Source organism: Corynebacterium jeddahense (assembly GCF_028609865.1).
Lineage (GTDB): Bacteria > Actinomycetota > Actinomycetes > Mycobacteriales > Mycobacteriaceae > Corynebacterium > Corynebacterium jeddahense.
This window is the reverse complement of sequence record NZ_CP063194.1, coordinates 2,484,252-2,505,331: the sequence shown is the minus strand read 5'-3', so window position 1 is coordinate 2,505,331 and position 21,080 is coordinate 2,484,252. Positions and strand designations below refer to the sequence as shown.

The 21,080-nt window shown below is 65.3% G+C and carries 17 protein-coding genes; 9 read left to right on the top strand and 8 right to left on the bottom strand.

Annotated features, from left to right (window positions below; all coding sequences use genetic code 11):
* The first annotated feature begins 2 nt into the window (after positions 1-2).
* Positions 3-2,366 carry a 3'-5' exonuclease gene (locus tag CJEDD_RS11995; RefSeq protein ID WP_042407530.1) on the top strand — a complete coding sequence of 788 codons (2,364 nt, stop codon included), beginning with the start codon at positions 3-5 and terminating at the stop codon, positions 2,364-2,366.
* 101 nt (positions 2,367-2,467) lie between these two features.
* Here CJEDD_RS11995 and CJEDD_RS11990 read toward each other — a convergent pair whose 3' ends face one another.
* The gene (locus CJEDD_RS11990; RefSeq protein WP_198132998.1) at positions 2,468-3,130 is read right to left on the bottom strand and encodes a GIY-YIG nuclease family protein; all 663 of its coding nucleotides are present in this window, start codon (positions 3,128-3,130) and stop codon (positions 2,468-2,470) included.
* 342 nt (positions 3,131-3,472) lie between these two features.
* Here CJEDD_RS11990 and CJEDD_RS11985 point away from each other — a divergent pair, with 342 nt between their 5' ends.
* The 7 genes from CJEDD_RS11985 to CJEDD_RS11955 all read left to right on the top strand — a co-directional run bounded on the left by CJEDD_RS11985 (position 3,473) and on the right by CJEDD_RS11955 (position 9,616).
* The gene (locus CJEDD_RS11985) at positions 3,473-3,859 is read left to right on the top strand and encodes a hypothetical protein (RefSeq protein ID WP_042407533.1); all 387 of its coding nucleotides are present in this window, start codon (positions 3,473-3,475) and stop codon (positions 3,857-3,859) included.
* A gap of 191 nt (positions 3,860-4,050) precedes the next feature.
* Positions 4,051-4,308, top strand: coding sequence for a helix-turn-helix transcriptional regulator (locus CJEDD_RS11980; protein WP_239356533.1), 258 nt, complete (start codon positions 4,051-4,053; stop codon positions 4,306-4,308).
* Entirely contained in the window at positions 4,305-5,462 is a 1,158-nt protein-coding gene (locus CJEDD_RS11975) for a type II toxin-antitoxin system HipA family toxin (protein WP_042407540.1), read from the top strand. The genes CJEDD_RS11980 and CJEDD_RS11975 overlap by 4 nt, the downstream gene beginning before the upstream one ends.
* Before the next feature lie 86 nt (positions 5,463-5,548).
* Complete coding sequence (locus CJEDD_RS11970) at positions 5,549-6,361, top strand: hypothetical protein (RefSeq protein WP_042407543.1); 813 nt, start codon at positions 5,549-5,551, stop codon at positions 6,359-6,361.
* Positions 6,362-6,466: 105 nt separating this feature from the next.
* Complete coding sequence (locus CJEDD_RS11965) at positions 6,467-7,828, top strand: amino acid permease (protein ID WP_052333807.1); 1,362 nt, start codon at positions 6,467-6,469, stop codon at positions 7,826-7,828.
* 138 nt (positions 7,829-7,966) lie between these two features.
* Positions 7,967-9,340: an inorganic phosphate transporter gene (locus CJEDD_RS11960; RefSeq protein ID WP_042407546.1), complete on the top strand. Its 1,374-nt coding sequence runs from the start codon at positions 7,967-7,969 to the stop codon at positions 9,338-9,340.
* An 18-nt stretch (positions 9,341-9,358) separates the two neighbouring features.
* Complete coding sequence (locus CJEDD_RS11955; protein ID WP_042407548.1) at positions 9,359-9,616, top strand: hypothetical protein; 258 nt, start codon at positions 9,359-9,361, stop codon at positions 9,614-9,616.
* 469 nt (positions 9,617-10,085) lie between these two features.
* On the opposite strand, the gene CJEDD_RS11950 is transcribed toward CJEDD_RS11955, so the two are convergent.
* Genes CJEDD_RS11950 through CJEDD_RS11940 form a run of 3 tightly spaced genes read right to left on the bottom strand, consistent with a single transcriptional unit; the run spans position 10,086 to position 11,903 of the window.
* Complete coding sequence (locus CJEDD_RS11950; protein WP_042407550.1) at positions 10,086-10,901, bottom strand: PrsW family glutamic-type intramembrane protease; 816 nt, start codon at positions 10,899-10,901, stop codon at positions 10,086-10,088.
* Complete coding sequence (locus CJEDD_RS11945; RefSeq protein ID WP_157034480.1) at positions 10,898-11,443, bottom strand: hypothetical protein; 546 nt, start codon at positions 11,441-11,443, stop codon at positions 10,898-10,900. The genes CJEDD_RS11950 and CJEDD_RS11945 overlap by 4 nt, the downstream gene beginning before the upstream one ends.
* A 40-nt stretch (positions 11,444-11,483) precedes the next feature.
* Positions 11,484-11,903 carry a DUF488 domain-containing protein gene (locus CJEDD_RS11940; RefSeq protein ID WP_042407553.1) on the bottom strand — a complete coding sequence of 140 codons (420 nt, stop codon included), beginning with the start codon at positions 11,901-11,903 and terminating at the stop codon, positions 11,484-11,486.
* Positions 11,904-12,068: 165 nt separating this feature from the next.
* Here CJEDD_RS11940 and leuS (CJEDD_RS11935) point away from each other — a divergent pair, with 165 nt between their 5' ends.
* The gene (leuS, locus tag CJEDD_RS11935) at positions 12,069-14,897 is read left to right on the top strand and encodes a leucine--tRNA ligase (protein ID WP_273657540.1); all 2,829 of its coding nucleotides are present in this window, start codon (positions 12,069-12,071) and stop codon (positions 14,895-14,897) included.
* Between the two features lie 602 nt (positions 14,898-15,499).
* On the opposite strand, the gene CJEDD_RS11930 is transcribed toward leuS (CJEDD_RS11935), so the two are convergent.
* The 4 genes from CJEDD_RS11930 to CJEDD_RS11915 all read right to left on the bottom strand — a co-directional run bounded on the left by CJEDD_RS11930 (position 15,500) and on the right by CJEDD_RS11915 (position 21,060).
* Positions 15,500-16,468, bottom strand: a complete 969-nt coding sequence (locus CJEDD_RS11930) for a DDE-type integrase/transposase/recombinase (protein ID WP_074432590.1) — start codon at positions 16,466-16,468, stop codon at positions 15,500-15,502.
* A gap of 23 nt (positions 16,469-16,491) precedes the next feature.
* On the bottom strand, positions 16,492-17,403 hold the full coding sequence (locus CJEDD_RS11925; RefSeq protein WP_273657502.1) for a hypothetical protein: 912 nt from the start codon (positions 17,401-17,403) through the stop codon (positions 16,492-16,494).
* A 151-nt stretch (positions 17,404-17,554) separates the two neighbouring features.
* On the bottom strand, positions 17,555-20,395 hold the full coding sequence (gene leuS / locus CJEDD_RS11920) for a leucine--tRNA ligase (RefSeq protein ID WP_273657539.1): 2,841 nt from the start codon (positions 20,393-20,395) through the stop codon (positions 17,555-17,557).
* Between the two features lie 140 nt (positions 20,396-20,535).
* Entirely contained in the window at positions 20,536-21,060 is a 525-nt protein-coding gene (locus CJEDD_RS11915; protein ID WP_042408782.1) for a flavodoxin domain-containing protein, read from the bottom strand.
* Positions 21,061-21,080 lie beyond the last annotated feature (20 nt).

The window sequence follows — 21,080 nt, the reverse complement described above, 5'->3', positions numbered from 1 at the left end:
CCATGGTGACGTTTAGCCTGTACAGCGGGTTGGACCTGGACGGTGCGCTGATGAAGCCGACGATGAACTTCCTGCAGAAGCTGTCTGCGGACCCGACGAACCCGTCGCTGAAGATCAAGACGCTCACGAACGCCGTGGACAAGCGCGTGCGCACCGGCCGCATCAACGACCAGTTCCGCGCGGTGCTCTTTGAGATCCGCGACCAGGACACGCACCACTTCGTGCTTGTGGACGTGGACTCGCACGACGAAGGCAACCTCAAGGCTGAGCGGCTGGACCCGGCGCGGCTGCGCTTGGACGTGAACCCGATCAACGGCATTACGACGCTGATCAAGGAGGAGCCTGCTGCGGGGGATGCTGCGGCGGATGTTGATTCGCGCGCGAAGGCTGAGGCGGCTGCGCAGGCTGCGCACGAGTTGGCGGCCCAGCAGGCGAAGGCGGTTGCGAGGGAGAAAGGGGTGGAGGCGGAGCTCGTCGAGAAGCAATCGCCCGCCCCGCGCGAGGTGCTGGGTGAGCTGACGCCCGAGAAGTTGTGGGAGGAGCTGGGCATCGACCCGGCGCTGACCGAGCAGGTGTTGGCGCTCGAATCCGAGGATGGGTTGGATGCGTTGCTGGCGCCGCGCCCGAAGTGGGAGCACGAGGCCGTGTTGGTGCTGGTGGCGGGGTATTCGGTTGAGGAGACACGCGAGTCGCTGGGTCTGCGGAAGGTCTCGGCGTCGGAGGCGGCGGAGTCCGAGGACGCGCGGTTGCTGGCTGGTCTGCGGCAGGCGGCTGCGGAGCTGGAGTTCGCGTACGTGGACGACGTGGATACCGAGTCTCTGCGCAGCGTGATCGAGTCCGGCAGCTTTGAGAAGTGGCGTGTGTACATCCACCCGGAGCAGCGTCGCATGGCGGAGAACTCGTACAAGGGTTCCGCGCGCGTGTTCGGCGGTGCGGGCACCGGCAAGACGGTGGTGGCGGTGCACCGCGCGAACAACCTGGCCATGGGGCGCGTTGCCGGGGCAGGCCCGCGCGTGTTGCTGACCACGTTTACGAAGGGTCTGGCGCAGGGGTTGAAGTCCCAGCTCAACGCACTGAACCAGTTGTACCCCGAGGCCGGCGAGCCCGGCGAGCACGGCGTGTGGGTGGACAACATCGACGCCGTGGTGCGCAAGGTGGTTTCCCTTGGCACGCCCGAGGAGGTTTCGGAGGCAACCCGGCGAGTCCTCGGCGTCGCCGCCCCGCGAGTCCGTCCGTACACGGAAATGGCCGCGCGCCAAGTGTGGGAGGGCGCGCTTGAGGCTACCGACGAATCCATGCCCCGCGAGATTGCCAACGAAGCGTTCCTGCAGGCCGAGTACGAGACTGTGGTGCTCGCGGGTGGCATTACGACGCTGGCGGAGTACCTGAAGGTCGCACGAAGCGGCCGCGGCACGCCGCTGAACCGCAGGCAACGCAAGCAGGTGTGGGCCGTGCTGGAGTCGTTGATGCAGACCCAGGCCATCGACGGGCAGCTGTTCTGGCCCACCATGTCCGCCGTGGGCGCCGAGATTTTGAATGTGCGCTACGAGCGCGGCGGCGGCTCCCTGTTCGACCACGTGGTTGTGGACGAGGCCCAGGACTTCAACGCCGGCCACTGGCGGTTCCTGCGCGCGTGCGTGGCTGAGGGCCCGAACGATGTTTTCATCGCTGAGGACTCCCACCAGCGCATCTACGGCAACCCGCTGACCTTGTCGCACTTTGGTATTTCTACTCGCGGCCGCGCTTCCCGGCGTTTAACGTTGAATTACCGCACCACCAAAGAGAACCTGGACTACGCGCTGCGCATCCTGGTAGGCGGTGACATGGAGTTCTTGGACGGCGAGGGCGACGTGGACTCCGTGACCGGGTACCGCTCCGCGCGCACCGGCCCGGCGCCGATGATCGTGACCGCCAAGTCCGAGGACGAGGAGTTCGCCGTTGCAGCTGCGTTGATCAACGGTTGGCTTGCGGAGGCCGAGCGTGCGGCCGAGGAGGGTAAGCACAAGGAAGTCCGCGTCGGGGTGATGTGCCGCACCCGCGGGCAGCTTTCCCGCGTGGTCTCCGGTCTTGCCGACCACGGCATCGACGCCGTCCAGACGAAGAACGCCGAGCTGGCCTCCCACGAGCAGGTTTCCGTGATGACCATGCACGGCGCCAAAGGCATGGAGTTCACCCATGTGATTCTCATGGGCGTGGGCAAGGAGATCATGCCGCTGCGGTTCCGCCTGAAGAACCTATCCGAGGAAGACGCCCGCGCTGCCCTGCAGCGGGAGCGCTCGCTGCTGTACGTGGCGGCCTCGCGCGCCCGCGACGCGCTGGTGGTGACCACGGTCGGCGAGCGCTCGGAGCTGCTGCCGGAGGGTTAGGGGGTTTCGGGCGGCTCGGGCAGCACTGCCTGCTGGTCGGCTTCGTCTCCCTCGCGGTCTTCCCAGGCTGCGAGCGTGGTGGACGGTTCATCCTGCAGGTGCTACATCGTTCTGCCATTTGCTGCACCGCCCACCAAGAACGCCGCTGCGGCGGACGGGCTGGTGAACTCCAAGTCAGAGGTCAGCGTGTTGTCCTGGATCTGGTCCGCGCTGGGACGCAGCTCCGGCCGCAACGTGGATCCCTCCAGGACGAGGAAGCCGGAAGCGGTGCGCTGGCCTAGGCCCTGAACACCTTGGCTGAGAACGGTGAGCTCGAAGACCGGTTCCTCGTCATCGCTCGGGCGCGCCGGGGCTGCAGCCGAGTTGGTCGAGGTGCGAGACTTCGACGAAGTTGCCTTCAGCTGGAATGCGGAAACGCCTAGAGCGCTGATGATGAGGTTGGTGTTCTCGATGAACTCGTCCAACTCTGCTTGGGTCTCTTCGCTGACACTGCCGGCGGACGGGGTGTTGCCGTTGGCGACTTCGTAACGGTCTGCCTTAATGGCGCGCTGGTGGAAGGCGTTTTCCAGGAAGGTGATTTCGGTGGCGCCCCAGGAGTCATCCACCACAACCACGTAGATGATGCGGTTGAAAAAGTCTTTGTCCGCGCTGCGTGAATGCTCGGCGGCCCTGGCAAATGCGACGCCGTTCTGACGGGGCGCGGTTTGGCCGATGTAAATGCGCGGCTTGTCCGTCTCCGGGTTCGTGCCAACAAGGAAGTACACCGCGGGGTGGTTCGCTCCGGACGCCTCGGAGTTCTTCAGAATTGAGCTCGGTGCGCGGGATTGAATAGACCCGGCCGACTCAATTTCTAATCGAGGCCTTGATCGGCCCGGCGGCAGTGCCGTCCATCATGAAAAGCTGCAGCGTTTTCGGGGAACCCAAGCGGTTGAGCGTAATCCGAAACTCAGGCTGCCTCAGCTTGAGGTGGCGGAGGTCGCCGATGCGTCATCCCGTGCGGACTCCGCATTGCGCCGTGTGGGGCCTGCCGAGATTCGACAGTTGCGCAGTTAAGCCGGGGTCGGCAATGCCAAGAAAAACTGTGGCGCGGGAGATAGAGTGTTCCTATGAAAAAGCTTCCTCTCCTTGCTGCAACAGCAGCACTACTCATCACAACACTGTCCGTGCCTGCTGCTAACGCCGAGATGACCCCAACTGAGCGGGATCAGTTCCGCACCGATCCCGTCGGGGCGATTGCTTGGCAAGCTATTAAGGGCTCTTCGGAATACGTGCGCGCCGATGGCAACACCATGATGGCCGCGTCTTTCTTCTCCATGACTTCGCCCGGGGAGAGTATCGGCCTGCCAGCCCTGGAGAACTGCGCCGAGCGCGTCGGTTCCTCTTCGCCGGCAGGCGGTGTGCGCTACGTGGCGGCAGCCCTGTGCGCAACCTTCGACCCGAATGCCCGCAGTCAGGTGCAGCGCGGTGACTTTGGCTACGCGCCGCTGGGCTAAGCCGGTGCGTAGATAGGCAGATCGCTGCGTGTATGCGGCCGCGACCACCCTTCGAGCTCACCCGCGACGGAACGAACGCGCCGATCTGATGGGAAATATCGCAAAATTGAGGCTGCGTGCGTCCAACTCGGATCGAACGCACCGAAATGCACTGTTTTGCGCTAAACTTACGGCCTATTGGAACAGATTCGGTGCGAACGTTCCGTAATACGATCGGCGAGGAGGCGTGGCGCGTGGATATTGAGGCACTCGGCAGCTTTGTGCGCGCTCAGCGCAAGGAGCGGAGGCTGACCCAACTGGAGGTCGCGGAGCTTGCGGACGTGTCGGATCGGTTCCTCCGGGAGCTGGAGCATGGCAAGCCGACGGCGGAGATCGGCAAGGTGATCGAGGTGCTTGCGGTTCTCGGTTACGACCTCGAACCTGTTGTGCACAAGGGTGATCTGCTGTGACGTCCCCGGTTGTTGCAGCAGACGTGTACGTGGGCGAGGAACTGGCCGGCCACTTCACTACCCATGCCGATGGCCGCACGGAGTTCGACTACGTGGAGGGCGCCACGAAGGCTGTGGCCTCAACGCTGCCGATCAGTGGCGCGCCCTATGTCACCTCAGCAGGTGCGCTCCCGCCGTTTTTCGCCAACCTGCTGCCTGAGGGCAGGCGGCTCTCCACGCTGAAGCGTTCGGTCAAGGCATCACTCGACGATGAGCTGGCTCTCCTCGTCGCAGTCGGTTCCGACACGGTCGGTGATGTCAGCGTCGTTGCGCACGGCAAGCCGCTCGCGCCCTCCCCCGCCGTGATCGATTTGTCCGGCCCGCTCGATTTCTCGGCGGCCATCACTGACGCCGGAATCGCGGATCCCATTGCCGTTCCCGGCGTGCAGGACAAGGCATCGGCACGCACCATTGCAGCCGCAGTTCGCGGCCACAACACCGAATACATTCTCAAGGTGTCCCCGCCCGAGTACCCGAAGCTTGTGGAGAATGAGGCCGAGTGCTTCGCCATCGCAGCCGCCGCCAAGTACCCGCTCGCTGAAACGCAGTTGCTTATCGACGCCTCCGGTCGCCCCGGCCTCCTCATCACCCGCTTCGACCGGTTAGGCGGCACCCGGCTCCACGTCGAAGACGCCGCGCAGGTCATGGGCCTGTACCCGAGCGCGAAGTACAGCCCAGCAATGGAGGAGGTGGCGGAGGCGTTGATGGGCGTGAGTGCGTCGCCAAGCTTGACTGCCCGATCAATCGCCTTCCAAGTCGCCCTTGCCTGGCTGACCGGAAACGGTGATCTACATGCGAAGAATCTGTCGTTGATCTGGAGGGGCCGCAGGGCCGAGATGTCCCCTATCTACGACATCCCATCAACGGTGCCCTACGGGGATTCCACGATGGCGCTGTCCGTGCAGGGGCGCAAGGACAACATCAGCGGCAAGGCGTTCCGGGCATTCTGCACGGAGATCGGTTTGACGGTGAACGCAACCGAGCGCGTTATGGCCCAAGCCCTGCGGGTAACCGATGGTGCCGCGGAGCGGATCGTGTCCGCGGCCGATTTCGATCCGCGCCGGGCGCGCGACCTCAGGAGGGTGCTGGATCGGCGGAGGGGGTTGTGGGGCTGACCTTTGGTGCGTCGATAGGCGGATGTCCACTGAAATGAGCACGTGAGGGGCTGTGTTTCCGAGGGAAGCGCCGTAAGCTGCCCGGCATGGGGATGAAAACTTGGAAAATTGGGGCCAAGGCGGCGGGGACGCACGTGCGGGGCCAGGTCATTGTTGCGAATCGGGCGGGCGAGCTGGACGCGTACGGGCGGGCGCTCGGCCAGGAGATCGGGGACGAGCTGACCCGGGTGGCGAGGCAGTGGCGCCCGGGCAACGAGAAGCAGCCGGAATCGGGTGAGGTGGCGAAGGACCTCGCGAGCTTGACGGTCATGGCGGGGATACCGCTGTTGCTGTTGCGGCGGGCGTCGACGCCGGAGTCGGCGGGCTCGGCGGCGCGGCTCATGGTGGACGTGTTGCGCGAGGCGATCGAGCTCGAGCCGCGCTTTGCGGGCCTGTACGGGCTGGCGGTCACGGCGCGGGAGCAGGCGGACGACGGCCGGATGGACCAGATGAGGCTGCTGTGCGACAGCATGTCGTGGGCGCTGCCGCAGCCCGTCGAGCGCGCCGGGCTGGTGGATCGGGCGATGCGGGTGGAAGTCCGCGACGTCGCGTTCCCGAAGCCGGGCGTCGAGCTGCAGAGCGCGGGGCTGGCGGAGTTCAACCTGAATTTGAAGTGCGACGAGGTGGACGGCCACGACGTGGGCAGGCAGCCGAGCAGCATGTATTTCCCGCTGCCCCTCTTCGGCCCGAGCCAGGCGGAGCCGCTCGCGGTGCTGGAGATGATGGTCGGCGACTTGCAGGTGCTCGTGGACCTGGAGACGAAGCGCTGCGCCTACGGCGTGCTGCGGGACATGCTGTTTGCGGTCGAAGATGTTGTGGAGGAGCACCGGCTCGAACAGTGGGGATCCCGGCCGGCGTGAGGTTGCGCCGATAGGTTTGGCGGTCCGCCGGCAGGAACCCCCGACAAACCGCCGCCGGCCGAAGGTGCGTCGATACGCAACGCCCCCGGAGTAACGTAAACCTCCATGACTAACGCCGAGCTGCCGGAACAATACAGTGAAGAACACCTGGAGATGGCGCGCCAAGAGTTCGACCGGGAGAACCTCTCGGATGCCGACATCGAGCAGATCAAGGAGCAGCGCGAGGGCGACGACCCGGACGGCTCGTTCATGCGGTGGGTGATCACGCTGTTTGGCACCGGCGTGGGCGCGGGCATCCTCTTCCTGCCCATCAACGCGGGCAGCTTCGGCTTCTGGCCGCTGGTCATCGCGACGCTGCTCATCGGCCCGATGGTGTTCTTCTCGCACCGCACGTACGCGCGCATCGTTTCGGCGTCGCCGGTGAAGGGTCTCGACGTGCTGCAGGTGATCACGGCGCTCACCGGCCGCAAGCGCGGGTTCGCCTCGGCGGTGCTGTACTGGCTGGGCATTTACCCGACGGTGCTCATCTACGGCATCTCGATTACGAATACGCTGGACAGCTTCATCGTTAACCAGCTCGGCGGCGTGCACGTGAGCCGCTGGGTGCTCGCCGGCGTGAGCGTGGGTGTGATGACGGGCGCGTACGCCGTCGGCAAGAAGCTCACCCTGTGGATCGCGAACGTGCTGGTCTACCCGCTCATCATCGCGCTCGCGGCGGTGTCGCTCTACCTCATTCCGTCGTGGGACTTCGACAGCTTCCTCCACTACGACTCCGCCTACCCCGTCTGGCAGGGCCTGCTGCTCATCCTGCCGGTACTCGTGTTCTCGTTCAGCCACATGGCGGCGCTGAGCCAGTTCGCGCTGGACATGCAGAAGAAGCACGACGGCGACGTCGAGGCCACCGAGCGCGAGGTGTCCAAGGTGGAGCTGGTCACCGCGATCATGCTGGTCACCTTCACCATGTTCTTCGTGTGGTCGTGCGCGCTCGCGCTCGGCGCGGACGGCATGGACGAGGCCGCGGCGCAAAACGTGCCGGTGCTGTCCTACCTGGCCAACGAGACGGACACCCCGTTCATGGCGTGGATGAGCCCGATTATCGCCATCTGCGCGATTGTCACTTCGTACTTCGGCCACCTGCTCGGCACGGAGGAGGGCACCGGCTACCTCCTGCGCGTCGTCGCCCCCAACACAGCAGCCCGCTTATCGACGAACACCCTCCGGTGGATCGTGAACATCTTCGTCTTTGTCACGGCGGTGCTTGTCGCGGTGGCGAACCCCTCGATTCTGGACATGATCTCGGTGGTCGGCGGTATCTTCGTGTCGTTCCTCGTCTACATCATGCCGGTGCTGCTGTTCCAAAAGGCGACGGCGTTCAAACACTACGCGCGGCGCCCCGACACGATCTTCGTTCTGGTGATGGGCCTAATCATTATGGCGGTGACGGTGTGGAACATGGTGCGCGGGTAACGCGCAGATGAACTTTTGGTGTGCTCATTTGTAAACACACAGGTCGCGGCGGCGCCGAAAAACCCGTGGTTTACAGACAGGTGAAACTTCGCGTCCGAGTGGAGATTACGTCCAAAATCTGTCGCATAATTTTTCGCTGTGAGCATCACTATCCTCCTCGTACTCATCATCGTCGTCTCGTTATTCTTCGACTTCACGAACGGTTTCCACGACACTGCCAACGCGATGGCAACCTCCATCGCCACCGGCGCGCTTAAGCCCAAGACGGCTGTGGCGCTCGCCGGTGTCCTCAACCTCGTCGGTGCGTTCCTGTCTGTGGCTGTTGCGAAGACTGTCGCGGGCGGCATCGTCAAACTCGACGTTTTCGACCTCAACGACACGCTCGATTCCGAGCGCCTCCTCCTCGTGGTGTTCGCCGGCCTCGCCGGCGGCATCATGTGGAACCTCTTTACCTGGCTCTTCGGCATCCCGTCGTCGTCCTCCCACGCGCTGTTCGGCGGCCTCATCGGCGCCGCGATCGCCGCGATCGGCTGGGACGGCGTGGTCTGGCACGGCGTGCTGGACAAGATCATCCTCCCGGCGCTGTTCGCCCCGTTCGTCGCGGGCCTCATCGCCGCGGTGGGCACCTGGCTGGTGTACAAGATCACCGCGAACGCCGAGCACAACCACCGCGACAACTACTTCCGCTGGGGCCAGATCGGCACCGCCTCTCTGGTGGCGCTCGCGCACGGTACCTCTGACGCGCAGAAGACCATGGGCGTGATCTTCCTCGCCATGGTCGCTGCCGGCCAGTTCGACCAGGATCACCCGATGCCGTTCTGGATCCAGCTCGCCTGCGCCCTGGCCATCGCCATCGGCACCTACTCCGGCGGCTTCCGCGTCATCCGCACCCTGGGCAAGGGCCTCGTTGAGATCCACCCGCCGCAGGGCATGGCCGCTGAGACCTCCTCCGCCGCGATCATCCTCACCTCCTCGCACCTGGGCATGGCGCTGTCCACCACCCACGTGGCCACCGGCTCCATCCTCGGCTCCGGCCTGACCGGCCCGAAGGGCGAGGTCCGCTGGGGCGTCGCCGGCCGCATGGCCCTGGCCTGGATCACCACCCTCCCGGTCGCCGCGTTCGTCTCCTACGTCACCTGGTGGATCGGCCACGGCGTGTCCGAGCTCACCGACAACCTGCTCTGGGGCGGCATCACCCTGGCGCTCATCATCGCCCTCGGCGGCGGCTACATGTTCTGGCAGGCTTCCCAGAAGCCGGTGCACAAGGACAACGTCAACGACGACTGGAGCGGCGACTCCAACTCCCCGGCGCACACCACCGGCTCCTCCGACTCCGACTCCGGCGCTCCGGCATCCGAGCACGACAAGCGCATCGAGCGTCGCGACGAGCGTATCCGCAAGGTGCGCGGCTACGGCGAGCCCGCCGACTTCGTGGACACCTCGAAGGGCCTCGACGCGACCCGCCCGGGCTCCACGACGACCATCACCCCCGACCAGACGCCGCGCGGTTAATAGGAAAGGAACCACGTCATGCCTGATTTGCTGCAATCCCTCCTCGCGGTCACCGGTGTTGGCCTCCTCCTCGGCGCCGGCCTGCCCGCCCTCTACGCCCTGAGCATCCACTTCCTCTCCCCCGGCGAGGACGGCTCCGCCCCGGCGGGCGGCCGCCGCGTGCTCGGCTGGATCTTCCTGGCCATCGTGTTCATCGCGGTCATCGCCGCGCTCCTGCTCATCGCGCGCGAGCGCATCGAGTACATCTCCGGCTGGGATCCGTACCCCTTCCTCTAGCCGCAGTACGGCGCTGCCGGGCTCCCGTTGCGGGGCCCGGCTTTTGCCGTTTCAAGGAGCCGTAACGGAGTGAATTTTTAGTGCGTATGCAGCCATAATGGCGCTGCGCCAATAGTTGGTGTTGACAAACTAATTTTGTGGAACCTAAAGTTACCTCCAGATGAACGGAAGGTGAACAACCTCCCGTCAGAGATGAAAGGAGGTGAACCCGTATGAAGTTCTTCGAGAACATCCGCGCGTGGTTCCGCGACGAGGAGCATGGCATCGCCACGTTCTCCGACGTTTCCCCGCTCGCCGTGCTCCCGCACGTCGACGCACGCTCCTAGCATTCGGAGCGCCAAATAAGACAGGCCCGCCGCCCCGGTCGTGTACCGGAGCGGCGGGCTTGTTATTTTGGCACCACGTACCTCGTGCGCGCGGTCGCGCCGGGGCATCTACGTGTTCATCTTCGTCACGGCCGTCGCCGTCATCATGGCAGTTGCGGTGTGGCAGATGCTTGCGTAGCTGCGCTCTTCCGGCTCCGCACGTACAACCAAATCCCCAGCACCGGCAGCGCGATGAGCAGCGCGATGATGAACACCGTCCCGGCGACGCTATCGCCCGCGAACTCGGCGCCGACGTTGTTCGCCGCGTGCAGGGCGTAGCCGGCGAGGAACCACGCGAGCGCGGTGCCGAAGCGCCAGCCGCCGGACGTGCCCGGGGTGAACATGGCCTTGCCCGCCCCGTACGCCGCCAGCGCGGTGTACAGGCAGTGGCTCACCGGGGTGATCACGCGCCCGGGCGCGGACTGCGCGAACCCGTCGGCGTCGCTGACCATGTTGTAGAGCACGCCCTTGTCCACGTAGAACACGTCCTCGACGCACTGGAAGCCAAAGCCGACGGTCATGCCGATGAGCGCTGCGGCGACCGGGTTGTCAATGCGCTTGAACGACGCCATGACGAGCACCGCGGCGAGCAGCTTGAGCGTCTCCTCCTCGATCGGGGAGGCCGCCCAGCGTGCGAAGCGCCCGGCCCCGTCGAGCGCGCCCATGAGCGCCTCGTTCACCGGCGCCATCGCGCCGAAGACGAGCACGCCTGCGACGAACGCCACCACGAACGCCCACCCCGTGCCGGCAGGCCGCGCCGGGTGGCGCCGCACGAGCAGCCAGTTCACCAGCGCAACAAGCGCCACCCACCCCGCGCCGGCAGCGGCCACGGACGGCACGAGCGCCCCGGTGGGTAGGAACACGAACACGCCGACCGCCGCGAGTACCAGCAGGTAGATGCCCAACAACACCCGGCTCATCGGTGCGCCTCCTCGTAGTGCTCGGCGGTGGCGCGGGCGACATCACCGGCGCCCTCGCCGCTGAGGCTGATGAAGGCGGCCTTGTTGCCGGACTCCTCGTCGAGGGGGACGAGGACGGTGGCGGCGGAGCCGTCGATAAGCATGCGCGTGCGTGCGCCCCGCTCGATCTCGGCGTCCGAGAGGCTGCCGGTGAGCGCCGTGGCGCGCTGCGCGCGGCGCAGGGTGACGTCCGGGTCCTCGTTGCCCCGCTCGACGTGCGCGATGGCCGCGTCGAAGCCGTCGCACGAGAAGGTGGCCATGGACGAGTGCTCGTCTGGGCCGTCGCACTCGAGCGGCGCGCCGTCCGGGCGGTAGGCCTCGAGCACCGACTCGTCGTGGTCGTAGGCGGCGACGGGCTGCCGGACGAGCGAGTCGTCCTCCCGCGCGCCGGCGGCGAATGGCAGCGCGACGCCGACGGCGGCGATCGCGGTCATCGTCAGGGCAATTGCGTGACGACGCCCCTCCGGCACCCCTTCTGTTTGCAATTCGGTCGTTGTGCTCATGGTGTGTCACTGTAACGCCTGGGCTTCATCAACGTAGCGACTACAGGTGCACGACCTCGATGCTCGGGTCCTGTTCGGCGAGGTAGGCGGCCGCCACGGAGCGGTGGCACACGCCCGGGTCGGGTTCGGAGCAGAGGAGGGCGGAGCCGTCGATAAGCTTGGGCATCTCGCGCTCGGCGAACTCGGCGCGCAGGCGCTGCGAAAATTCGTCGAAGGGCAGGCCCTCCTTGCGATACGCGCGCATGAGCCCCTCGCTGGGCGCGAGGGCGAGCTCGTGGGCGTAGCTGATGCCGGCGATCGTGTCGAGGAACCAGGGCAGATCCGACTGTTTGGTAAAGCCGGCGAGCTGGTTCGTGTTGTGCCGGCGGATGTCCACCACCCGCGTTACGCCGTGACCGCGGAGGATGTCAAAGAACTCCTCCGCAGTCTTCTGCGAGTAGCCGACGGTGTACAGGCGCATACCCGTGATGGTAGCGCTCGAAGTTGGCCTGCAGCTCGCGGCGGGTGGCGTCCATCTGCGATGCGTTGAGTGACATGGTGCCGAGGGGGCGCCGGGTGGCTGGGGAAACGGGATGGGGCCGGAGGTGCGTCGATACGCAAACGCCCCCGATTACACTGCGTAACCATGACTGAGGCGACCCCGCACCGCTACACGGCCGAGCTGGCCAACGACATCGAGCAGAAGTGGCAAGCGCACTGGCGCGAGCACGGCACATTCAACGCGCCGAACCCGGTTGGCGACCTCGCCACCGGCGAGGACCTGCCGAAGGACAAGCTCAACGTCCAGGACATGTTCCCCTACCCCTCCGGCGCGGGGCTGCACGTGGGGCACCCGCTCGGCTACATCGCCACCGACGTCTACGCGCGCTACAACCGCATGCTTGGCAAGAACGTCCTGCACACGCTGGGTTACGACGCCTTCGGCCTGCCCGCCGAGCAGTACGCCATCCAGACCGGCACCCACCCGCGCACGACCACCGAGACGAACATCAAGCACATGACCGAGCAGCTCGACCAGCTCGGCCTCGGCCACGACCGCCGCCGCTCCGTGGCCACGACGGACCCGGAGTTCTACACGTGGACGCAGTGGATCTTCCTGCAGATCTACAACGCCTGGTTCGACGAGGAGCAGCAGAAGGCCCGGCCGATCGAGGACCTGGTCAAGGACCTCATGACGGGGGCGCGCACGACGAAGGACGGGCGCGACTTCCGCGAGCTGACCACCGCCGAGAAGCACGCCGCCATCGACGAGTTCCGCCTCGTCTACCTCGCCGACTCCATGGTCAACTGGTGCCCGGGCCTGGGCACCGTGCTGGCCAACGAGGAGGTCACCGCGGACGGGCGCTCCGAGCGCGGCAACTACCCCGTCTTCCGCAAGCGCCTGCGCCAGTGGATGATGCGCATCACCGCCTACTCGGACCGCCTCCTCGACGACCTCGACCTGCTGGATTGGCCGGAGAAGGTCAAGAGCATGCAGCGCAACTGGATCGGGCGCTCGCGTGGCGCCGAGGTCAACTTCGCCTCCCCCGCCGGCGATATCACCGTCTTCACCACCCGCCCCGACACGCTCTTCGGCGCGAAGTACGTCGTGCTCGCGCCCGAGCATTCGCTTGTCGACGAGCTCGTGGCCGAGTCCTACGCCCCCGGCACCGATGCCCGCTGGACCAACGGCGGGGCCACCCCGCGCGAGGCCGTGGACGCCTACCGCCGCGCCATCGCCGCGAAGTCCGACGTGGAACGCCAGGAGAACAAGGAGAAGACCGGCGTGTTCCTGGGCACCTACGCCGTGAACCCCGTCAACGGCGAGGAGGTGCCGATCTTCATCGCGGACTACGTGCTCACCGGCTACGGCACCGGCGCCATCATGGCGGTGCCGGCGCACGACGAGCGCGACTACGAGTTCGCCACCGTCTTCGGCCTGCCGATCACACCGGTGCTCGACAGCGACGTGTCCGAGGCCGCGTTCACCGGGGACGCCGCGCACGTCAACTCCGCGAACGCCGACGGCCTGGACCTCAACGGCCTGGGCAAGGAGGAGGCGATTGAGAAGGCGGTCCGTTGGCTCGTCGATAAGCAAAAGGGCGCCGAGAAGATCCAGTACAAGCTGCGCGACTGGCTCTTCGCGCGCCAGCGCTACTGGGGCGAGCCGTTCCCGATCGTCTACGACGAGAACGGCCAGGCCCACGGCCTGCCGGAGGACATGCTGCCGGTCGAGTTGCCGCAGGTGGAGGACTACAACCCCGTCGCCTTCGACCCGGACGACGCCGACTCCGAGCCCGCCCCGCCGCTGGCGAAGGCTACCGACTGGGTCGAGGTGGAGCTGGACCTGGGCCACGGCACGCAGAAGTACTACCGCGACACGAACGTCATGCCGCAGTGGGCCGGTTCCTCCTGGTACCAGCTGCGCTACATCGACCCGACGAACTCGGAGGCGTTCTGCGACCTGGAGAACGAGCGCTACTGGACCGGCCCGCGCCCCGAGGAGCACGGCGCGAACGACCCGGGCGGCGTGGACCTCTACGTCGGCGGCGTCGAGCACGCGGTGCTGCACCTGCTCTACGCGCGCTTCTGGCACAAGGTGCTTTACGACCTCGGCTTCGTCACCTCGAAAGAGCCCTACCGCCGCCTGTACAACCAGGGCTACATCCAGGCGTACGCCTACACCGACGCGCGCGGCGTCTACGTCCCGGCCGCCGAGGTGGAGGAGCGCGACGGTGCGTTCTGGTACCAGGGCCAGGAGGTCAACCGCGAGTACGGCAAGATGGGCAAGTCCCTGAAGAACGCCGTCGCGCCCGACGACGTGGTCCGCGATTTCGGCGCCGACACCCTGCGCGTCTACGAGATGTCGATGGGCCCGCTGGACACCTCCCGCCCGTGGGCGACGAAGGACGTCGTCGGCGCGCACCGCTTCCTGCAGCGCCTGTGGCGTTTGGTGGTTTCGGAGACTTCCGGCTCGCTCGCGGTCGTGGAGGCGGACCTTACCGACGAGGACCTCAAGCAGCTCCACCGCACCGTCGCCGGCGTGCGTGACGACTACGCCAACCTCCGCGACAACACCGACGTCGCGAAGCTGATCGAGTACGTCAACTACCTCACCAAGACCTACCCGTCCGGTGCGCCCCGTCTTGCTGTGGAGCCGCTCGTGCAGATGGTCTCCCCGCTCGCCCCGCACATCGCGGAGGAGCTGTGGTCGCGCCTCGGCCACCCCGAGACCATCACCTTCGAGCCGTTCCCGGAGTTCTCGGAGCAGTGGCTTACCGACGACACCGTCGAACTGCCTGTCCAAATCAACGGCAAGGTCAAGGCCCGCATCGACGTCGTCGCCGACGCCTCCAAGGACGACCTCCAGGCCGCCGCGCTCGCCGATGCCCGCGTGCAGTCGCTGGTGGAGGGCAAGACGGTGGTCAAGGTCATCGCCGTGCCCGGGCGCATGGTGAACCTGGTGGTGAAGTAGCCGGGCCGGGCTGTCGATTTTTGCAACCGCTCGGGCTGGCTCCGGTTCTGCATTGCGGACTCGTTGGTGCGGCCCCACGATTTGTAAAAATCGGCACAAAGCGGTTTGTATAGGGCCGACCAGCGACCTGGGGAAACGCAGGCACCACCGGCCGCGCGGCTGTCGATTCTTACAACAGCACTCTGCATTGCGGACTCGTTGGTGGGAACCCACTAACCGCAAAGGCTGACACTGCCCGTGCAAAGGTGGTCGGCGAGCTGGGGCCCGGACGTCAACCGGGCGGGCGGGCCGGAAAGGCGGCACCTGGCCCAGCCGCCTGCCTCTGCATTGCGGACTCGTTGGTGGGAACCCACTAACCGCAAAGGCTGACACTGCCCGTGCAAAGGTGGTCGGCGAGCTGGGGCCCGGACGTCAACCGGGCGGGCGGGCCGGAAAGGCGCTACCTGGCCCAGCCGCCCCCTCTGCATTGCGGACAAGTTGGTGCGCACCCACGATTTGTAAAAATCGACACAGCTTCTGGGGCGACCTGGGGAAACGCAGGCACAACCACCCTGGCACTAAGGGCGGCGCTTTGTGTCAAGTGGTTGTGAACAGTTTCTGGTTTAGGCGACGGTAAGTGTGGGTGGCTGTGGGCGGGTTTTGGTGGTTGTGCGGATGATGGTGACCTCCTTGGGTAGTCCGGTCGGTGTTTTTGGCATAGCGGTGATGAGTCCGGCTTCGAGTGCGGCGCGTGCTGCGTTGATGCGGTTGGTTTCGTATTGTCTCCAGGTGCCGTCGAGCACGCTTTGCGGGGTGTAGCCGTTGATGCCGCTGTGGGGCCGGTTGTTGTAGTGCCTGGTAAACCGGGCTACCCATTGGGTGGCGGCGTCGATGTCGGCGAAGACTTTCGGGTAGTACGCAAATCCCTTCATGGTGTGAAACAGCGATTCCATTTGGGGGTTGTCGTTGCTGATGGCCGGCCGACTAAACGATGCGGTGACGTCGTGTTTGGCGAACACACGCTTTAAGGCGTTGCTTCGCATAGCTGCCCCGTTGTCGGAGTGCACGGTTTGCACTGTGGGGTAGCGCGTCAAGATGTCGTCGAAGAGTTTGGATACACCGCGCGCGTCTTCGCGGTGGGTGACCAGCGTGCCAATCACGGCGCGTGAGTACAGGTCGATAATGGTGTGGCAGGCGTAGGTTTCGTTGACGAACGGGCCGGGCAGGAATGTGATGTCCCAGCACAGCACTTGTGCTGGTGCAGTAGCGACGACATGTGGTGGCTGGTTGTTGCCGCGTTTCGACCTGCGTTTGGTGCTTGTGCAGTTGCGGTGTTTCAACAGTCTGTTGTGCTTGCGGGCGATGCGGTAGAAACTGCTCAAACTGGCGATGTAAGCGCCGTGGTTGTAGGCGTTGTAGAACACATCGTCCACGCTGGACTGCGGATTGGCGTCCAGCTGGGCGAGGATCTGGTCGATGTGTTCTTGTGTGAGCCGGGGGATGTTGCGTTCGTGGTGGGCAATCGGGTTGGCGGTTTTCGGCCGTGGGTTGGATTCGTAGTAGATCCGGCTGCGGCTGACTCTCAGCAACACACACGCCCGGGTTGTGGAGTGGCCTAATCCGACAAGTGCGTCGATGAGTCGTTGTTCTTCTTGTCGACCAGCTTCATAGCGTCGCGTTTCGTCTTCGGATAGGCGTTTTCCTCCGCGTCGTAGTCCACGCCAGGAAGATCGGGCATGGACGCTAAAGCTTTTCCCAACACATCACTGGTTTTGACCCATTTATCCAGTTCTTGTTCTTGCCGGGTGAGTTTGCGGTTGGCTTTGGCGAGTTCTTTTTTCAACCGGTCGTTTTCTCGAATCATCGCCTCAACCTGGCGCCGTGACTGCGTAAGGTCATCGGAGGTGTGTTTTCCCACTGTTCCTGCCTTTCGTGTATGCGTGTAATGCGCGATCGATCCGTCTGCAACCATGGTGGCCCACCGCAGCACTGTCCGGTGGCACAGATCATGCTTGGCTAAAAACGCCTCCTTTTCACCGTAAGGAAGTGCAAGGTAGCGCTGCGCCAGCGACGTCACCGCCGCAGCGTCAAGCACCGCTGGTAGTTCCTCGTCGCCGACCGACGCTGCTTTTTGCTGCGCGCAGGTCAAAAGCCCAAGCTGTTGGCCCCACCGAAAGATCTTGACTCCATACAGCCCATGGCGATCAAGCCAGATACCTTTCGCCCCGTAGGGCAACTGGCGATAGATCGTGACCATCTGCCGCTTCTGAGTGGCAGTAAAATCCAACCCCCGCGAATACGGCTCACACGCTCTAAACACAACCGCGCCAGCCTGCGGCATGACCAGGTCATCCTCGTCGAGGACCTCGCCAGGAGACAGCACCGTCACAGCAAGGGACAACACATCATCAGCACAAAGCCTCCGCCTGGGCAGGCGACCGCTTCGAACCTGTTGACCACCGACCGAAGCTGCCTCGGACAGCGCGTCCGGCTCCGGGATCAACACTGGAACATCGAGCAAAGTCATGAACAAAACCTCCTACGGATCGTTGTTCACAACCAGCCTGACAGAGAGGGAACTGTGCCGATTTTTACAAATCGTGGGGCCGCACCAACGAGTCCGCAATGCAGAACCGGAGCCAGCCCGAGCGGTTGCAAAAATCGACAGCCCGGCCCGGCTACTTCACCACCAGGTTCACCATGCGCCCGGGCACGGCGATGACCTTGACCACCGTCTTGCCCTCCACCAGCGACTGCACGCGGGCATCGGCGAGCGCGGCGGCCTGGAGGTCGTCCTTGGAGGCGTCGGCGGCGACGTCGATGCGGGCCTTGACCTTGCCGTTGATTTGGACGGGCAGTTCGACGGTGTCGTCGGTAAGCCACTGCTCCGAGAACTCCGGGAACGGCTCGAAGGTGATGGTCTCGGGGTGGCCGAGGCGCGACCACAGCTCCTCCGCGATGTGCGGGGCGAGCGGGGAGACCATCTGCACGAGCGGCTCCACAGCAAGACGGGGCGCACCGGACGGGTAGGTCTTGGTGAGGTAGTTGACGTACTCGATGAGCTTGGCGGCGACGGTGTTGTCGCGGAGGTTGGCGTAGTCGTCACGCACGCCGGCGACGGTGCGGTGGAGCTGCTTGAGGTCCTCGTCGGTAAGGTCCGCCTCCACGACCGCGAGCGAGCCGGAAGTCTCCGAAACCACCAAACGCCACAGGCGCTGCAGGAAGCGGTGCGCGCCGACGACGTCCTTCGTCGCCCACGGGCGGGAGGTGTCCAGCGGGCCCATCGACATCTCGTAGACGCGCAGGGTGTCGGCGCCGAAATCGCGGACCACGTCGTCGGGCGCGACGGCGTTCTTCAGGGACTTGCCCATCTTGCCGTACTCGCGGTTGACCTCCTGGCCCTGGTACCAGAACGCACCGTCGCGCTCCTCCACCTCGGCCGCAGGGACGTACACGCCGCGCGAATCCGTGTAAGCGTAGGCCTGAATGTAGCCCTGGTTGAACAGGCGGCGGTACGGCTCCTTCGAGGTGACGAAGCCGAGGTCGTAGAGCACCTTGTGCCAGAAACGCGCGTAGAGCAGGTGCAGCACCGCGTGCTCCACGCCGCCGACGTAGAGGTCCACGCCGCCGGGGTCGTTCTCGCCGCGCGGGCCCGTCCAGTAGCGCTCGTTTTCGATGTCCACGAACGCCTCATCGTTTGTCGGATCGATGTAGCGCAGCTGGTACCAGCTCGAACCCGCCCACTGCGGCATGACGTTGGTGTCGCGCCAGTACTTCTGGGGACCGTGGCCCAGGTCGAGCTCCACCTCGACCCAGTCGGTGGCCTTCGCCAACGGCGGCGCGGGCTCGGAGTCGGCGTCGTCGGGGTCGAAGGCGACGGGGTTGTAATCCTCCACCTGCGGCAGCTCGACCGGCAGCATGTCCTCGGGCAGGCCGTGCGCCTGTCCAGACTCGTCGTAGACGATCGGGAACGGCTCGCCCCAGTAGCGCTGGCGCGCGAACAGCCAGTCGCGCAGCTTGTACTGGATCTTTTCAGAGCCCTTTCGCTTATCGACGAGCCACCGGATCGCCCCCTCAATCGCCTCCTCCTTGCCCAGGCCGTTGAGGTCCAGGCCGTCGGCGTTCGCGGAGTTGATGTGCGCCGCGTCGCCGGTGAAGGCCGTCTCGGTCACATCGCCGTCGAGGACCGGGACGATGGGCAGGCCGAAGACGGTGGCGAACTCGTAGTCGCGCTCGTCGTGCGCCGGCACCGCCATGATCGCGCCGGTGCCATAGCCGGTGAGCACGTAGTCCGCGATGAAGATGGGCACCTCTTCCCCATTCACCGGGTTCGTCGCGTAGGAACCGAGGAAGACACCCGTCTTTTCTTTGTTCTCTTGGCGCTCGACGTCGCTCTTCGCAGCGATGGCCTTCTTGTAGGCGTCGACGGCCTCGCGGGGAGTCTGCGCGCCGTAGGTCCAGCGAGGGTCGGTGTTTGCCGGGAAGGTGGGGGCCGTGAGGTCGTCGACAAGCGGATGCTCGGGCGCGAGCACGACGTAGGAGGCGCCGAAGAGCGTGTCCGGGCGGGTGGTGAAGACCTCGATGTCGCCGGCGGCGGATTCGAACGCGACCTGCGCGCCGCGGGAGCGGCCGATCCAGTTGCGCTGCATGGAGATGACTTTTTCGGGCCAGTCGAGGAGTTCGAGGTCGTCGAGAAGCCGGTCCGAGTAGGCGGTGATGCGCATCATCCACTGCTTCAGGCGCTTGCGGAAGACCGGGAAGTTACCGCGCTCGCTTCGCCCGTCCGCGGTGACCTCCTCGTTCGCGAGCACCGTACCCAGGCCCGGGCACCAGTTCACCATGGATTCGGAGAGGTAGACCAGGCGGAACTCGTCGATCGCCTTGTGCTGTTCCTCGGTGGTGAGCTCGCGGAAGTCGCGGCCGTCCTTGGTCTGGCGGGTGCCCTTCATCAGGTCCTGGACCAGGTCCTCGATCGGGCGGGCCTTCTGCTGCTCCTCGTCGAACCACGCGTTGTAAATCTGCAGGAAAATCCACTGCGTCCAGCGGTAGAACTCCGGGTCCGTCGTGGCCACGGAGCGACGGCGGTCGTGGCCGAGGCCGAGCTGGTCGAGCTGCTCGGTCATGTGCTTGATGTTCGCCTCAGTGGTCGTGCGTGGGTGCGTACCGGTTTGAATGGCGTACTGCTCGGCGGGCAGGCCGAAGGCGTCGTAACCCAGCGTGTGCAGCACGTTCTTGCCCAGCATGCGGTTGTAGCGGGCGTAGACGTCCGTAGCGATGTAGCTCAGCGGGTGGCCCACGTGCAGACCCGCGCCGGAGGGGTACGGGAACATGTCCTGGACGTTGAGTTTGTCTGCGGGGAGCTCGGCTCCGGTGGCAAGGTCGCCGACCGGGTTCGGCGCGTAGAACGTGTGGTTGTCGCTCCAGTACTGCTGCCACTTCGTTTCGATCGTGTTCGCCAGCGCGGCGGTATAGCGGTGCGGGTTCGCGGTGGAGTTCGCGGTGGAGTTCGCCTCAGTCATAGTTGGCCAGTCTAATCCGTGCAGTTGGCGAGCTCCCCCGGGGCGCGGCGGTGGTGCGCGCGGCCGGTCTGGCGTCGTCCCCGTTGCAACGGCAGCTGCCCCGTTCCTCCAGCAGTTCATGCCGTAACCCCTGGCGGGCCCTACACCGACCGCTGTCGCACCCACTCCTCGACCACATCGAGGCGATTGAGGTCGACGCGGTCGGTGTCTTTTCCGTACGCGTCGATCATCGCGCGCTCGTTGTCGGACTTCCGCGGCTTCAGCCGCAGCGCACCCACGATCCCCTTCATCACCGCCGAGTGCGCGCTCGACAGCTCGGAGTAGTTGAGGCGGCCGGGCACGTAAAAGCGGGTGACGCGCTCGGCTCGCTCACCGAGCAAACCGGCGGCGGCGTCGGTCTGCACGGCATAGTCGTCGAGCGACATGCCCACCGTCACCAAAGCAACGGGCCACTGCTTCACGACGGCCTCCGGCAGCGACCTCACGAACTTCACCCCCGTGTGGTTGGGCCCGTGAATCGGCGAGAGGACCACGACCGGCCCGTCGGCCTCAACCTGCTCTGGGTGCTCGAGGCCAGAGACGCTAACCCCCAGCCTCTCCCCCAGCGCCTCGGCGTACTCGCGGGTGGATCCGTACACGGTGTCGTAGTAAATGCTGCAGGCCATGCGTTCCATTATTGCGCGTG

Coding starts and splice junctions, on each gene's coding strand:
- CJEDD_RS11995 (WP_042407530.1), top strand. CDS start 3: ATGGTGACGTTTAGCCTGTACAGCGGGTTGGACCTGGACGGTGCGCTG.
- CJEDD_RS11985 (WP_042407533.1), top strand. CDS start 3,473: ATGAAAAAGCTTCCTCTCCTTGCTGCAACAGCAGCACTACTCATCACA.
- CJEDD_RS11970 (WP_042407543.1), top strand. CDS start 5,549: ATGGGGATGAAAACTTGGAAAATTGGGGCCAAGGCGGCGGGGACGCAC.
- CJEDD_RS11965 (WP_052333807.1), top strand. CDS start 6,467: ATGACTAACGCCGAGCTGCCGGAACAATACAGTGAAGAACACCTGGAG.
- CJEDD_RS11955 (WP_042407548.1), top strand. CDS start 9,359: ATGCCTGATTTGCTGCAATCCCTCCTCGCGGTCACCGGTGTTGGCCTC.
- CJEDD_RS11950 (WP_042407550.1), bottom strand. CDS start 10,901: ATGAGCCGGGTGTTGTTGGGCATCTACCTGCTGGTACTCGCGGCGGTC.
- CJEDD_RS11945 (WP_157034480.1), bottom strand. CDS start 11,443: ATGAGCACAACGACCGAATTGCAAACAGAAGGGGTGCCGGAGGGGCGT.
- CJEDD_RS11940 (WP_042407553.1), bottom strand. CDS start 11,903: ATGCGCCTGTACACCGTCGGCTACTCGCAGAAGACTGCGGAGGAGTTC.
- leuS (WP_273657540.1), top strand. CDS start 12,069: ATGACTGAGGCGACCCCGCACCGCTACACGGCCGAGCTGGCCAACGAC.
- CJEDD_RS11925 (WP_273657502.1), bottom strand. CDS start 17,403: ATGACTTTGCTCGATGTTCCAGTGTTGATCCCGGAGCCGGACGCGCTG.
- leuS (WP_273657539.1), bottom strand. CDS start 20,395: ATGACTGAGGCGAACTCCACCGCGAACTCCACCGCGAACCCGCACCGC.
- CJEDD_RS11915 (WP_042408782.1), bottom strand. CDS start 21,060: ATGGCCTGCAGCATTTACTACGACACCGTGTACGGATCCACCCGCGAG.